Consider the following 16,816-nt stretch of genomic DNA (forward strand, 5'->3'; position numbering starts at 1 on the left):
TGAATCAAATTACTCGATGAACGAGATTTTTTTTCATACCCAATAAAATTGGGTGTTTTATTTTAATTTTATGGTGTAAACTTTTTTGTAATCGTTACTAAAAAGTTATTCAGTATATCTATTAATACCCTGGGTTTTGCCACGCATCTCTTTGAGATTGTGATAAATTAGATCCGTCATCATTTAATAAACCATCAATAAATGTTTGCGGAATAGGTCTTAATTCATGCTTATTAGGAGTAATTCCTGTTGCTTGAGGATTAAAAGCTCTTGCACGCTGAATTAATGTTCCTGTTCTGGATAGAGTTTCCCAACGCTGCCATTCACCCAATAATTCTCTTGTACGTTCATTTAAAATAAAATGAAGCGCACGTTGATAATCTCCAGAAACTCCTAATGCCGTCATTATCCTTTCGTCTTCTTCTGGAAGAGTGCTAGGAAATGATGTTAATGTTAAGTCTGAAGCTTCTGTAGTTACATCGATATCTGGATTAGACAGGTAATATGTATTCATATTCAGGTTAGAATTGATATAATTATCTGCTGCCGTACCCGTATTTAAAGAGTTATTTTCAAAAGCCTGAGATCCATCTACATAATAAGATCTGTTCTCACCACTTTTCCATTCTGCTCTTTCTCTTACCGTATTTAGATCTGTCATGGCGTTGGCATATTGCCCTAATCTGGCATAACATTCTGCTCTAACTAAATAGGTTTCTGCAAGTCTTGCCATGGTAACATCTCTGTGTGCGTCTCCTCTTTCAGCAAAACGAGAACCATCATCGGTTTTATTAATTCCTGCAAAGAAGTTAGATATTGCTGTACTTTTAAAGTTAGGAGATACATATTCACCATTTTGATAAAGCACTAAAGAGTTTGGTACAAATTGTCCAACTTCGTTAGTTAAAGAACCAGAAGTAGGAGTTTGGCGAGAACCTAAATCCCACTCTGCTAATCTACCGGCATCATCTGTCCAGTTTGGGTTTTGTACGTTAGCACCAAAAGTATAGTTGTTGTACGTGTTATCATCCTGAGTATTTAAGATCATTACTACACCAGGGTCACCAAGTTCTAAACCTAAATCTGGGTTTACAATATTGTTAATTCCATAAACGGTTTTAAAAGTTTTCCACATTCTAGAATCATTAACATGATCGAAGACTGCATAACTATATTCTGTAGGACGGCATCTTTGAAAATCCATACTTCCAATCCAAACGCCTCTTCTTACCCATCCGCCAGAGAATGCAGAAAATTGTGGTGTAAAATAACTATAGGTACGGTTACCAAATCTACCGGTTGTAGAGGCATCTCCGTTATGGGCTGCTGCCATTAAGATTTCGTCCAGTTGTTCTGCCTCGCTATCTATACCCGTCCAGTTAGCATACAGGTCACGGTAATCGTTTGCTAAACCGCCTCTTGCGCCAATAGCATAACTTGTAGCTTCGATAGCTTCATTAAGATCTGATTCTACATAAGAAGAGTTCCAGTCGTCATTTCTTTCTGATGCTCTAAATAAAAGAGCTTTTGCCAGAAAGTGAGCAGCGGTAGCTTTTGTCCAGGTTACCCCACGGCCATAGGTGAAATTTTCACCTTCAAAAAGTTCGTAAGAATTTCTGAAATCTGAAATTACCTGAGCCCAGGATTCTTCTTCAGTAGATCTTTCAAAATTTCTAACAATACCGGTTGCAGGTTCTAGTTGAAGTACCACTCCGCCATATTGAGCAACAAGGCGATAATAGTTGTAACCTCTTAAAAAGTATGCATGCGCCAGGCAACGATTACGAATTTCAGTGTTATCTATAAGATCTGCATTGGCAATTATAATATTAGCAGAAGAAATTCCGTAGTATAACTGATCCCAAAGTGCAGCTGGAGAAGTAGCATTACCATTGGCGGCTCCGGTTTCTGGAGTGGCACCCTGTGGCCCTAAGCGACTATCATAGGTGTTCCACATTTCGTTAGTTAAGTCGTTGGCATTTGTAAATTCATCTGTACCATAAAGAGTGATACCATAAGCCCATTCATATCCAAAGTGCCATCTAATATTTCCGTAAAGGGAAAGGGTTAGATCTTCCAGGCCTTCAGCAGTTTCAAAATATTCAGTAGAATATTGGGTTCTTAATTCTTCTTCTAAAAAATCGTCTGCACAGGATGCAAAGGCAAAAGCCATAAGTATCGCAGTGATTTTATATATATTTAAAGTTCTTTTAGTTTTCATACTTGTAAGATTAATCTTCGACATTTTTCAAATAATAATTTAGATTCCCAGATCTAAGCCTATAGAAAAGCTTCTATTAAAGGTCATTGAGTTTACATCAAAGTCATACCAGTCTACCGACTGATAGATACTACCTGGGTTTACGGCCTGGGCATATATTTTAAGATTGCTTAGTCCTATTTTTGAACAGAAATCTGACGAGAAATTATATCCTAAAGAAATATTTCTAATCTTAACAAAGCTTGCATCTCTAACACCTAAAAGGCCAGAAAAATCATCCTGAGATCCTGATGTAGCCTGTCCTAAAATTGGTTTTTGAAATTCTGCATCTGGATTATCTGGCGTCCAGTAATCTATTTCTCTTTGATTGGCATGAGCGGTTAAAGCTTCACCACCTAAGGATGCTGTATACCCAAGTCTTGAAATTATTAATGTAGATAGCTCGATACCTTTGTAGCTAAAGGAGTTGTTCCAACCTAAAGTCCATCTAGGAGCAGTGTTTCCTAAGATTACCCGATCGTCAACCGTCATATCATAATCTCCGTCTTGATCTTTTGGACGTACATTACCAGGTGAAAAATTATAGCCGTTTTCATTCCATCTCGTCATTTCTGCCTGATCCTCTGGTGTATCCTGCCAAAGCCCATCATTATCATATCCAAAGATTACTCCGATAGACTCTCCAATAAACCACCGGTTATCTACCATATCATTTTCACCATAGGCTAACTCGTCGATTTCATCTTTTTGCCAAGCGGCATTAATATTGGTTTCCCAGTAAAAATCACCAGAATGTACCGGAACTGCATCTAAGGAAATTTCAAATCCGCGGTTATTAGTTTTACCAATATTGGCAATTGTGGAAGGGAATCCTGTTAGAGTTGGAATATTTACAGACATTAAAAGATCTGAAGTAAAGGATCTATACACGTTGATACTACCTGAAACCCTGTTTTTCCATAAACCAAAATCTACACCTAAGTTATACTGTGTGGTTTTTTCCCAGCCCAAATTTGGGTTGGCCATAGAAAGTTGATCTCTGGAATAATAAGGTTCGTTTGTGGTATATCCCATTTGATTAGACATCCCGTTAAACGGAAGGAAAATTGATGTAATATCTCCCAATGTTTGATAAGGTCCAACGGCCGAGTTACCCGTAGTACCAAAACCAAGTCTTAGTTTTAAATTACTTACCCAATCGCTGTCTTGAAGGAAGTTTTCTTTGTCTAATTTCCAGGCAAAAGCAGCAGAAGGGAAGAAGTCCCATTTATTACCTTCACTAAGCTGTGAAGCTCCATCCCAACGGCCAGAAACAGTAAGCAGGTATTTATCATCAAAACCATAGTTAGCTCTTACCATGTATGAGCTTAATTGGCGTTCGCTTAAACCAGAACCTATACCTACATTATTATCTGGGTTACTAATATCTATTGCACCAAAGTTATACCATTCCATAGTATCTAAAGGAATGTTATTTGCGCTCATGCTAGAGCTCTCTATATCCCAAGAAGATGCAGTTTGTAATAATGTTAATCCCAGGTTATGTTTCTCAGCAAAAGTGCGGTTATAATTAATAATGTTATCTAAGGTCCAGCTAAAATCCCTACGGTTATTTAATCTTGCAAAGTTTGTACCTTCACTACCATCTGAATTTATGCGGTGAGATGAGGTTCCGTCGATATAAACACCTTCTCTAAAATGTCTAAAATCGGGACCAAATCTAAATTGATAACTTAAACCTTCAAGTGGAAATATAATTTCGCCAATATCGAATGTAGCAGAAATGCTTCCTAATGCTCTTAAGGTTTCAGATTGCTGTGTGCTTTTATTCCATTCGTCTATAATGGTAAAAATGGTTGTTTCTCCCCCAGGATTTATTACCAGATTGCCTTCAGCATCATAAGGTACAGCGAAGTTATAAATGCTTTTCGAAGCTCCATAAATTGCATTAGGAACAGACCCACTTCTACCTCCTAGAGTAGAAAAACCATAATCTTGTTCGCTCCAAGAAAGGTTAAGATTAGCATCAAAAGTAAACCAGTCTACCGGAGTAATGCTTGCACTTAATTTTGTAGAATATCTTTCGTAAAATTGACCTTTTTGAGTTCCTTCGTTATTAAGATATCCAAAGGAAGCGTAGGCATTCATTTTTTCAGTACCTCCACTTGCACTAATAGTGTGCTCACTCAAAATCCCTGTTTGGGTTACAAAATCTGTCCAATCTGTATTTCTAACTCTTGAAGCATCAAAACTTCCGTTTTGCCATCCTTGTAAAACATTATCTCTTGAGGTTTGCCCATCTAATGGGCTATCGAAGATTAAAGCATCGTTATCTCTTGTTGGTGAATTAGGATGTGCATAAGTATCAGAATCCAGATTATAGGCAGCCCATCTTCTAAATTCAATAAAATCTGTAGCACTCATAGAAGGTGATCTGTCTACAATATTCGAAGTAGTAACAGTACCTGCATAGTTTAATGTAAATCTACCAGTTTTTCCCTGCTTAGTGGTTACAATGATTACCCCATTAGCACCTCTGGATCCATATATTGCTGTAGAAGATGCATCTTTTAAAATATCTATAGATTCGATATCCCTTGGGTTAATTGTTTCTATTGCCGAAGCAGAAAGCAATGGTACACCATCTACCACATAAAGAGGGGAGTTACTTGCGGTTAAAGACCTGTTACCACGAATTCTAATAGAACCAATAGTACCTGGCCTTTCACTACTGGTGATATCTACACCCGCAGCTTTACCCTGTAAGGCCTGAAAAGCATTACTAACAGGTTGTGTCATTAAGTCTTCAGAACTTACATTGGAAACAGCACCTGTTAAATCAGATTTTTTCTGAGTACCGTAACCAACTACAACAACTTCTTCCAAACTATCTGTGTCATCTTCCATAACTACATTTATCTCGTCTTCAGATCCTACAGTTCTTTCAATCGTTTTCGTTCCGATAAAAGAAAACACGATAATATCGCCGGGAGAGGCGGTTAATGTGTATTGTCCATCAAAGTCGGTTTGAGTACCAGTATCCGTTCCTTTTATAAAAACATTTACACCCGGCATTGGGAGATTGTTAGCATCTCTGGCAATCCCACTAATAGTTTTTTCCTGCGCAAAACTTATCGCACTGAGGAAAAGCATCAAAACTATTAAAAAGCTTTTAGCATAGTAATTTTTCATTTTGGATAGGTGATTTTTATATTCTCTTATTTCAAATATATTTTTAAAATAAAGTTCACGTATCCTGTACTGTACTGCGATATATTTAAGAAAGCAGGTGTAAAAATGTGTTTTTTACAATTAAAAATCGGTACTATTATTAGCTTAAACCACTAATAGTACCGATTAGGGAATGTTTCAAAAACTCATTTTACATAAAGAGAATCTGCAATAGAAACGCCTGGTGAGTTCTCAATTTTAACTTTTGAAGTATCATTTGTTTTTAAACTAACATTATTTAATTGCCAGTTTTTACTGTAATTTATCTGTCCTGCGGTTTCAGCCTGTATGTGTACATTCTCCATGCTAACATCTGTGATATAAGAATTTTCTAAACCGTTAACATTAATTGCTCTTTTTGCACCGCTTACGTCTATGTTTTTAAGAGTGATATTCTTAAAAGTAGGTATCCCTTTAGATGGTTCAACTTCTTTTAAAAGTGTTCTCCATCTTTTAGGAACTGAATCTATATCGTAAGCTTCGGGAAGTTTTGAGTAACTATAACTTGGATTCCAGTTCATAGAAACTTCCACAAAAGTTCGAACACTATCCATTTCAATATTTTCAAGATGAACATCTTCTACTGTACCACCTCGAGTAATTGCAGATTTGATATTTAACCCGTTTTTAGTGCCTAAACCTTTTATATTTGAAGCATAAACGTGACGAATATCACCAGCGGTTTCACTTCCTATGGTAAATAATCCAGAGCCTGCTCTTGCAATAGAGTTTCTAATTACAACATATTGGGTTGGTTTATTTACGCGCTGCCCATCCCAGTCACGACCAGCTTTTAAACAAAAGTTATCGTCGTTACAGTCGATATCGCAGTTTTCAACTAAAATCCATTCAGACGAATCGATATCTATACCATCTGTACTTGGGCCATGCCCACCAATATTATTTCTGATGGTTAATCCATCTACTGTAACATATTTTGAATAGAGAACCTGTACCGTCCAAAAACCGGCTTTTTGAATATTTAATTCTTTAAGAGTTATATTTTCTGAATCTGAAATTAGAATTGTTCTTGGTCTCTTTGCATCGTAATCTACAATCCAACGTAAACCTTTTGGCTCATATTCTTTTCTAAGATCCCAATAATAATCCCAAAAAACTTTTCCCTGGCCATTTACAATACCGGCGCCGTCTATAAGAACATCTTTTTGATTGTTAACATTCACTAATGCAGCAGGCCATTTCATTTCAATGCCGGCAACTCTGGTATCAATTTCAGGGTAATCTTCTATATTTTCACTTCCTCTTAATTCTGCACTTTCAGGAATATTAAAATGAACCCCTTTTTTAACGAATATCGATCCTGAAAGATAAATACCAGGTTTAAAAGAAACTTTTCCGCCTCCATTTGCAGCACATTCATCAATTGCTTTTTGAATAGCCTCTGTATTCAATGAAGTAGAGTCGTTTTTAGCGCCAAAATCGTTTACCCAATAGGTTTTATCCTGAAAATCTACATTTTTAGCCCCAACCTTATCAATCCAGGCCAGGGGATCACTCGTTTTTTCTGATTCAGTTTTTTTATCAGCTTCTTTACAAGAAAAGATGATAAAAATCGATAATATGAGTAACTGTCGTAAAGTTCTTAATGTCATAGTAGTGAAATTTACACTAAAATGCTGTAAAAATTAAGTTTTTGTGTCCTGTACTTGCCTGAATATATTTCATGCTATCAAAGAAAAATAAAATAAGAACTAATATTGGAAGATTTTATCAAATATTAGTTCATTAGCCAACTCAAATATCAAGACACTGTTGTTTTTATTTTATTGGAGCATTCTATTTATTTCGTTTAGGTATACCTGTTTAGCTTGTTCAGTAAGTGGGAAGTAATATGATGTACCATCTACATCACTTCCAAATCCAAAATATGTTCTGATTCCAGCCGCCGACTCACCAGCACCATCATAAAATTCTGTGTCTGCTGAAAATCTTACAAATAGAATAGCTCCACCATTTTCATTATCAGCATCACCAGGTAAACTTGACGCTAAAATTTCACCGTTAGTGGGGTTGTTTAAATAAAGTAGGTTTACAGGCGTGTGTAACCAAGGAATTGAATTATTTTCCATTATATTAATATCGTTAAATACTAAATCTGTAGGTATAGGAAGATGTGCATTAACAATATCATCATTTCCAGGAGTATATGCTATTGGATTCCCTGCATTGTCAAACCAATTAAGTCTATTAGAACGAGCAGCCCATTGAGTATTAAGAATTAACGGAGCAGTTAAAGAATTCCAATAAGTTTTTTGATCACCTCCAAAGTCTCCAGAACTACCGCTACGTCCTATTATAATTAAATCTGCATTGTTTAACATATCTATATCTTCCTTTGATGCTGTACTTAATGTTGAATTATAATACGTAGAAACATAAAAACCTTGATCCCTAAGCCAATTAATTTGCTCATCATCATTAGAATCATCTGTTATAAAAGTGATCATAGGAATAGGTACAGGTGTAAAATTAGTGTATTCAGTATAGACAGTATCAAGAGCTGTTAGTGAAGGAACGTAAGCAGTTCGATAGCTATATGAAGAACCGCTTTTAAAATCTGGAATAATTAGTGAATTTTGATTTGGATCTATGAAAATTTCTATGTTTTCTTCAGATGTATTTTCATAAATTAATTCTGTTCCAATTATTCCACTACTAAGATCTACAGGAGCATAATTGATTTCTAATCTTTCATCTAGAAGTGCACTGGAACTCAATTCTCTATTTGTAGAACGACTAATAAATTGAGCCCCATAAACTTCTACTCCTCCTGAAATAATTTTAGAACTGTTACCTGATTCGTCAAAAGATTGAACTTCGAAGATATATAGACGCTCTTCTAAGTCACGAATTATTTCTTGAATAGTATCAATTTCTGTCGATGTACTAACCGGTACTGTTATAGAGCCAGCATTGTCATTCCATGAGATCTTGATCTCAGATACATCGGGATCATCAATAAATCCTTCTAAAAGCACCATGCTGTTTCCTGATCGTAATTCTAGAGATTTTATAGGGGATAGCGATTGATTATCACTGTTTATTGATAAAGGGTAATCATCGGTATCGCAAGACAATAAATTGAATACCAAAGAGATCAATAGCAATTTTAATAATTTATTTTTTATAGTTTTCATATTCTTTTTATTAGGTCTGTTGTATTAAAACTTTCCTTTGGTCTTTTTTATTCTTCTTCTGTTTCCCATTCAAAGGGTAAATACCAATTATTAGGATTCATTAGTTTAGATCTAATTGAAGTAGCTTGCGGATTGTTCTCAGCTGCCAGTTTTGAGTAAATTTTATCTGCCAAGAATGAAGGATCATTCCGTCGTAAAGCAATACGAACCAAATCACCCCATCTATTGCCTTCAAAAGCCAATTCGAGAGCAGCCTCTTCTATTATATTATTCTCTATTGAGATTAAGCTATCTCCAACTACAGGTACAGGTCTAACATATGCTCTACCTCTCACACCTGTATTTCTATGCCAGGTTGATCTATACCTAGGAAAATCACCGTTTCGAGCATCAAAATCATAAGGGAATGGTAAGTGTGTTTGTTCTATATCTGTTTTATCTATAGCACCTTCAACCGTATAAGCTGATTGAATTCCACTATTAAGTAGTGCATTAGCAAGTCGATGTTCCTCATCCCTGTTAGCGGCCTCGGCAAAACGTAGATGCATTTTTGCTGCTCTATATAGATACCATCGACCATCACGGTTAAATATATCGACAGGCATTTGTGTTTCTAAATCTATATAATTATAAAGGTATTTCTTAACTACAGGTTGCTCGTTTACCGTGAAATAACTAAATCTTCTTCCTCTGGCGTCGTAAGGAAATCCATTAAGCTGAGTTTGATTATTCCATAAATTAATGACTTGTTGAGATGGCTTTAATTGATATTCTCCGCCCTGCATTGAGAATAAATCTATGAATGGATTTTCAGGACTAAAGTTAGAATCAAATGGAAGAGACCATATCCATTCTGTATTCCATAGATCATCTCGATCCCGTACAAACATACTCCCCCATCCATCTGTTTTCGAGTTTATAAGAGATCTTGTATCCTGATCTCTATATCTAAGATACTCTACAGCAATCCCTTCTGCATTAGGAAATGAGAATGGCATTCTATATATATCCCAATCGTCAGTACTGTTCATTACATTTTTATAATGCGAAGCAGCTTCAGTGTAATTACCTTTCCATAAGTTAATATCTCCTAATAAACATTCCTTATTAATAAAAAATTTACTGGTATTGTGTCCGTCTAAATCTGTAATTATAGAATTTTCTGATGAATAGGGAGTTAAATAAGACAGTGTATTCGTGAAATTAATCAACTCATCTAACAGCTGATCAAATGAAATTCGCGGATATCTACTTCTGTTTTTTACATCATCAATATTTTCTATTGGTTCAGTAATGTAAGGTATGTTACCATAGTGAATTCCTACTTGTAAATATAACCAAGATCGAAGCGCACCTATATCGGAATACCTTTGCTCATATTCGTTTTCTGTGAGACGATTTTGAGACAGCATAATATCGAAATTTCTTAGTACATCATTGCAATTATTTATCAATTCGTAGAACTCCCTGGGATTAGCATAAGAGTTATTTTCACTTACTTCATGAATCTGAATTTCATTCAATTGAGGTTCAGAATTCATAGTGGTGCTCAAAAGATCTGCTCTTAACTCATTTAAAATAACATACTTATCCGCTATAGTCAAAAATTTTCCATATATGCCTATTACGGCAGCATCTGCGTCGTAAACATCAAGAAAAGCCTGTTCTTCTACTAGTCTATCCTTTGGTTCGACTTCTAAATAGTCACTACAAGAAATAAATAAAGCAGCTGATATAATTAATGTAGAAAAACTAAAGAGATTATATTTTTGTTTAAGTTTCATAATATTATTTTTTATAATCCTAGGCGTAATCCTAATTGAACACTTCTAAATTGTGGTGTTAAACCAATATCCACTCCTTGGCCGAAAATGGAATTCGTAGCACTAAATTCTGGATCGTAACCAAGATAATCTGTAAATGTTAAGAGATTATTTCCGGTAGCATAAAGTCTTACATATTTTATATAACCTTCGTTATTTATATTGAAATTATAACCTATGACTAGTGTCTTTAATCTAAGGTATGAACCGTCTTCTATCCATCTATTTGAAAAACTGGAATTCCCTAATGGATCCCCCCATGTAGCTTTAGGAATATTTGTTTGGTGTCCTTCAGTTCTCCATCTATTATTAATTGCAACAGTTTGATTTTCATAGCCGTCCATTTTTTCTAAATTATGTCTCAATGAGTTATATATATCATTTCCTACTGAAAATGTGAATAATCCTTGAAGATCAAATTTTTTCCAACTAATGTTTGTGCTTATACTACCAGAAAATTCAGGATTTGGATTTCCGATTATAGTACGGTCATTCTCATCAATAATCATGTCTCCATTAACATCAACAAAACGCATGTCTCCTCCACTGTATGGTATTAATTCCCCATTGCTCATTCTTTTTGATAAGCCCTCATTTTCAGCTTCAGAAGTAGAGGAGTACACACCATTTGTTTTATATCCATAAAATAGATTAGCCTCGTAACCTACTGCTGTAATGTACGTAGCCTGGCCAAAATTGGTAAGAATAGGATCGCCAGGAAGTGCAGTTATTTCATTTTCATATTTACCGATATTTACTCCCAGGTCAAAATTTAGTTCACTATTGTTAATGATTCGAGCATTCAAACTTAATTCAGCACCTGTAGTTTTCATTTCCCCACTATTGGTTACCATATATTCAAAACCTGTTGCATTATTTAATGACTCGTAAGTAATCATATCTTTTGTTTGATTTTTATATATATCAAAGCTGATATTCAATCGTTCTTTAAAAATTGAAATATCTGTTCCGAAATTTAATTTTCTTACTGTTTCCCATTTCAACTCTGGGTTCCCGATATTTCCTCTTACCAAGCCTTGTAATCCAAGGAGGTTTTGTGATATATAGTATTTTTGTGCTGTAAAATTTCCAATATCATCATTTCCACTAAAGCTTAGCGTAGCTCTTAATTTTAGTAGATTTAAAGCTTTAGCATTTTTAAAGAAAGGTTCTGAAGATAAGATCCATGCGCCTGATATCGATGCTAAAGTGGAGAGGCTATTTTCTCCTATTGTAATACTACTCTTTTGGATTTCATTTCCAAATCTACTTGAGCCATCAAGTGATGCGTTTAGTGTTAAATAGTATTTATAGAGATAGTTATATTTAGTAGTAAAATATGCATTAAGCCAATTCCACTCTCCTAAATGCCCGCCTACGTATCTTAGTAAGTTGCTTCCTGCTCCCACACTCGTAAAATCATCTGTAGCCGAGTTATATCCCAATCCTAAATCACTTTCAGATTCATTTGATTGAGTACGAAATCCTAGTCTAATATCAATAGAATTTCTATGATTAAATATATTATTATAATCTAAATAAGTGTCTGTAAAAAGAGTGTAAAGACGTTGAACCTCACTACCACTTCTGTTATCTGCGATTGCAGTAGGCAAAGTAATATCTGCAATTCCCTGGCCTGGAATAAAAAAGTTCTCACGTTCTTTATCATAGGTTAGACCAAGAATTGTATTAGCAGCAAAATTTTCGTTGAAAGTATATTTAAAATGCAAGTTTCCAAAAAATCTGTAATTTTCATTTCTACCTATACCATTTTCTAATATAGAGATTGGGTTACCTACTCCTAACGTATCAACATCAGCAAGGTTAGGAGAGACCTCTCCTTCATCATTTACCGCATTAGTAGTTGTAAAAGGAGCTTTAGTTAATGCTAGATATAGTGGATTTGTTTTATAGGCTAATCCTTGATCAAACTGATTTTGAATATTTCGAACAAAAGAAAATCTAGCATCCATAGAAAGAGCCTCTGTAAGACGTAGAGATGCATTTAAACGCATATTATAGCGCTCTAAGTCATTTTTAGCCATAACGCCATCGCTTTTAAGATAGCCTACTGATAACCCATATTTAGCGATATCATCACCTCCTCTAATTTTTAAATAATAGTTTTGATTTACACCGGTTCTATATATTTTATTTTGCCAATTGGTATTATTATGATAGCGATGGTAGTTTTCATTTTCCGTATCATCTATCATCCAAACCTGATTTTCTAGTAATTCTCTTCCATTTTCTTGAGTTGAAAATATTTGGGAGAGATAGGTGCGATAATCTGAAGCTTCCAGAATAGGCAGTTCATCTGGACTTTGATTTACCCCACCATACATGGTAAAATCTATTTTTGTACTTAGTTGATTAGGTCGAGTAGTAGTTATAATTATTACTCCATTACCTCCTTTGGTACCATATAATGCAGAGCCGTCTTTTATTACTGTAACATCTTCAATATCTTTAACATCTATGTCAGATAAAGGTGAAGAACTATAATTTTGAATAATCCCTGAGCCATAGTCTTCATCATCATAAATCATCCCGTCTACTATAATTAAAGGCTTATTAGATCCATAAATTGAATTGATACCCCGTAATGTAAGATAGCTTCCTGATCCTGGTACACCAGATTTTCTAACAATATTTAAACCTGCTATTTTTCCTTGCAGAAAATTGCTAACAGATTCTTGTACTGGATTACCCCATTGAGTATCTTCAAAAGCTGTTACAGTTGTTGCATTTGAATTTTCAAATTGAAATTTTTCAGCTACTTGTAGGTCAGGTTTTTGATAAAATTGCGAGTAATTTTTTTCAAAAAGAAAAATTTCAATGTTATTCGTTTGTTTTTTTAATGGATGTACTTTCGATTGATACTCTTGTCCGTTTATGCTCAATAATGCATCCAGATGTGGAACATTAATACTGAATGTGCCATCATCTTTGGTTATTGCCGTGGCAAAAGTAGCTGATGCTAAATTAATACCTGAAATTCCTATTCCTGTTTTAGCATCCCTTACAATACCTTTAACTAAAATTCCTTTTCCAGGAGAAGAAAGAGTGTCTTCAGTATTGCTGGTATTCTCAGTTATTTGTGCATAGAGATTTTCTCTAAGTGTTCCCACAAAAAACATGCTTATAAAGCAGGTTAGTTGTAAAAATTTTTGCATAATAATTAATTTATTTAAAATGAATTTATTGAATTACAGGAACTAACCTAAGATAATCCAGTGTTAAAGTGTTATTACCATTTGAACCTGTATTAGCGGCAATCAGAGATATAAAATCAATATTACCAGCTTGTTCGAGTGTAAATTCACCTACATAAACTTCTTCGTAAACGTCTGGAGGAACATTTGTATAAGGTAGAGTTGTGATAGGATCAATAATATTAGATTCCTCCCCTTCTACGCTAGACCTCCTTCCACCTATTCTTAACTGTTGTTGAAAGGTATTGCTCTGAATATCGTTTACTGCCCTCCAATAAACTTGATAGGTTGTACTGTACATATCTCTAGCACTATAGTTAATAGAAAATCGAGCAATACCATGATTTCTAACCATTATGTCATTAACTATATTTCCGTTAGGATCTGATTTTTCCCGATAGAAAATGAATTCTTCTCGATCATTTCTACTAAAACTATTTGGTTCTTCTCCCTGTATAATTGTTGTTACTAATCTTGAATTTAAAGGAATATTCAAAGAGCTCATGCGATAAATTATTCCGTTACTTAATGGTATTTCTTCAATTATTTGCTGCTTATTAATAGGTATTTTTACACCAAATTGGGAAGTTAGAGTATCAGGCAGATTCTCTCTAGCAAAAATTTGCTGAAAGCTCAAGTCTCGAAGATTGAAATATTTTGCAAAAACTTCAGTAGAATCTGTCTGTCCTTTATTTAAATATGGTTTTAACTTGTTCGTTTCTTCAATGAAAATATCATCCTCCATTAAAAAAAATGTATACTTATTTTTTTCATTATTTAGATTGTATACATTAAAAAGATATGAGTTAGTAAGTGAGTCTGCAAAAATATTTTGAGCTTCTGGATTTGCCTTAGCTATACTATCTGCTCTATGGTAAATATTAAAATCATCTAAAGTCTCTAGATAATTACTTACTTCATATTCACTTATATTTTCCATTAGATATTCCCAAATATTTAATTTAGGTACTAATGCTTGGTTAATAATATGAAAGATTCCATTACTTGCGTAATGATCTGAAGTAATTAGTTGAGATTCATCGATTTTATTTCCATTTATGAATTGCAAATATTTATCATTAAGCATATGAACTGTCACTGTATCTAAATTGCTCGTAGATGTAAATGTAGATAAAGCAATATGGTTTTTTATGAATAAGCGACTTTGTTCTATATCAGATAAAAGGTTTTCATCTACTTGATTCATTGCTTCATTATTAGGAACCCAAACTGTATATGTCTTTGAAGAGTTAAGTATACTATCATAGCCTGTTTCTCTAAGCAATTGTCCAAATTGAGATGTTTCAGGGTTACTAACGAGTTGTTCACTTAGATTCTGCTTTATCTGATTATTTTCTGAATCATCTATGCGATCATTCCATGGGTCTGAACAGCCAGAAATTATGATCACTAGAAACCAAATAAAGATTAGTTTAATATAGTTATTTGAATTTATCATTCTTTTTTAATTATAGTTTTATCTATAGTACTTTTATTCTTCAACTAGACCGTTGGGCGAAAATCTTGGGTAAATTTGATCCATTTCAATTGGTCTAAATTCGATCACGTCGATCCATGTTTGTTGACCAGCAGAAGACAATGAATTAAACCTAATTTTATGCCTTCCTGTACTTTCAACATTTACAATACCTAATAGTCTGGAATTAAACCTATTTGTTTGTGGGGAAACTGGGATCTTGTATCCTTGTGATTCCAGTACGCGTTCTGGCTGACTTGTATTACCGTATTCAGTAAAATTAATTTGTCTAGAAAGTGCTTCATCATTGAAATAAACCTGAACATTTGTTGGTGCGCTAGGAGCAGCGCGATAGGACACCCATATTTTGTAAGTTCCTTTTATAATAACCGGAGTGGTAAATGTAAGGTTATTAATATACCCATCTCTAAGCCTATGTATTTCGATGACATCAGCAAAATAACCATGACCATAAGTTCCTCCTCCTGGTGTGTCTACTCGATAAGAAATTTCATTACTTCCTTCCCAGTCAACATCTTGTAGATCTTCTTGAGAGAATGAAGCATTTTGTCCAGGAATTCTAAAAACAGAAGCTAATCTTCTTATCTCAGGTTGATCACCAGGATCAAAGTAAACAGGATACGGGAATCGCTTTTTTATTTCAAAATTTTCTTTAACTAAATGAATAACTCCATTAGTTGTTGTAATATCGCTTTGATCTCGATTTAAAGGCACACCTTTTTCTAAAATACCATTAAAGGTTTGCTCGTTAATTAGAACCGTATCTTGGGCTAATTTTATTCCTATTACTTCTTGAGGAGCTTCAGTATTATGTGCAGGTGAAGTGACTAAATCTGCTACATATTTAAGTCCCGGTAGTATACGATATGCTACAAATAGATTTAAACTGTCTTCTGGATTAGCAGGATTATCTAAGTTGCTATAACGATTTTTTAACTCTTGATAGGTATTGAAACCTGAAGAAGCAAAAACGTTATTTGTTTGAGCAATTATTGAAAGATGGCTAGAAATACTATCTTGGTCGTAAGTAATTGGTTGATCGAGGAAGTCATACCATCCAGTTTCTTTTAATGCCTGTGTAAATATAGATAGTTCTTCTCTGGATTCAATTTCTTGAGCTAATGTATTGGTCGCAATTGGTAGTACCTTGTCAATTACATGAATTATACCATTTCCAACTTCAATATTTGATTGTATTATACGTGATTCCTTATTAACAACAATAGAGGAGTTCCCTTCATTATTAGTAGCGCCAGTAACCAAAAATTGCCCTTGCATTGTTGCCGTAGCTATTTTACCATCATTAAAATTTGTTGTAAATGTTTTAGTTTCAAGGATATGAAGTTTTACAAGTTCCTGTAAGTTTTCTATGTTTAACTCTTCAAGAGTGTTAGCTCCAGATTCTTCTATATAATTATCAATAGCTTCATTTGTAGGCAAAAATAATGTATAGGTGCCATAAGTGTTTAGAAATGAGGCATAATTGCTAATTTCTAGAATATCTAGAAAGAGTGAATAATTTTCCTCATTGTTTTTAAGATACTCTGTGATATTAACTGTTTCGTCTGTAGATTCTTTATATTTTTCATTCGTGCAGCTTGAATGAACTAAACAAAAAATAACTAATAGAAGTCGAATATAAAAGATCTTATGTTTTAATATTTTCATGG

The 16,816-nt window shown here is 34.3% G+C and carries 8 protein-coding genes; all 8 read right to left on the bottom strand.

Annotated elements, in window-relative coordinates; all coding sequences use genetic code 11:
- Positions 1-121 precede the first annotated feature (121 nt).
- Positions 122-2,221 carry a RagB/SusD family nutrient uptake outer membrane protein gene (locus IIF7_RS17500; RefSeq protein WP_084842979.1) on the bottom strand — a complete coding sequence of 700 codons (2,100 nt, stop codon included), beginning with the start codon at positions 2,219-2,221 and terminating at the stop codon, positions 122-124.
- A 39-nt stretch (positions 2,222-2,260) separates the two neighbouring features.
- Positions 2,261-5,413: a SusC/RagA family TonB-linked outer membrane protein gene (locus tag IIF7_RS17505; protein ID WP_084842980.1), complete on the bottom strand. Its 3,153-nt coding sequence runs from the start codon at positions 5,411-5,413 to the stop codon at positions 2,261-2,263.
- Between the two features lie 185 nt (positions 5,414-5,598).
- A complete protein-coding gene (locus tag IIF7_RS17510) occupies positions 5,599-7,065 on the bottom strand; it encodes a glycoside hydrolase family 28 protein (protein WP_084842981.1) in 1,467 nt (488 codons plus the stop codon).
- A gap of 171 nt (positions 7,066-7,236) precedes the next feature.
- Complete coding sequence (locus tag IIF7_RS17515) at positions 7,237-8,610, bottom strand: DUF4998 domain-containing protein (protein ID WP_084842982.1); 1,374 nt, start codon at positions 8,608-8,610, stop codon at positions 7,237-7,239.
- Between the two features lie 47 nt (positions 8,611-8,657).
- Positions 8,658-10,214 carry a RagB/SusD family nutrient uptake outer membrane protein gene (locus tag IIF7_RS17520; RefSeq protein WP_394335067.1) on the bottom strand — a complete coding sequence of 519 codons (1,557 nt, stop codon included), beginning with the start codon at positions 10,212-10,214 and terminating at the stop codon, positions 8,658-8,660.
- 191 nt (positions 10,215-10,405) lie between these two features.
- Positions 10,406-13,609 carry a SusC/RagA family TonB-linked outer membrane protein gene (locus IIF7_RS17525; RefSeq protein ID WP_084842984.1) on the bottom strand — a complete coding sequence of 1,068 codons (3,204 nt, stop codon included), beginning with the start codon at positions 13,607-13,609 and terminating at the stop codon, positions 10,406-10,408.
- 25 nt (positions 13,610-13,634) lie between these two features.
- Positions 13,635-15,107: a fasciclin domain-containing protein gene (locus IIF7_RS17530; protein ID WP_084842985.1), complete on the bottom strand. Its 1,473-nt coding sequence runs from the start codon at positions 15,105-15,107 to the stop codon at positions 13,635-13,637.
- A gap of 33 nt (positions 15,108-15,140) precedes the next feature.
- A complete protein-coding gene (locus IIF7_RS17535) occupies positions 15,141-16,814 on the bottom strand; it encodes a fasciclin domain-containing protein (RefSeq protein ID WP_084842986.1) in 1,674 nt (557 codons plus the stop codon).
- Positions 16,815-16,816 lie beyond the last annotated feature (2 nt).

This window comes from Zunongwangia atlantica 22II14-10F7, from assembly GCF_002094855.1.
Lineage (GTDB): Bacteria > Bacteroidota > Bacteroidia > Flavobacteriales > Flavobacteriaceae > Zunongwangia > Zunongwangia atlantica.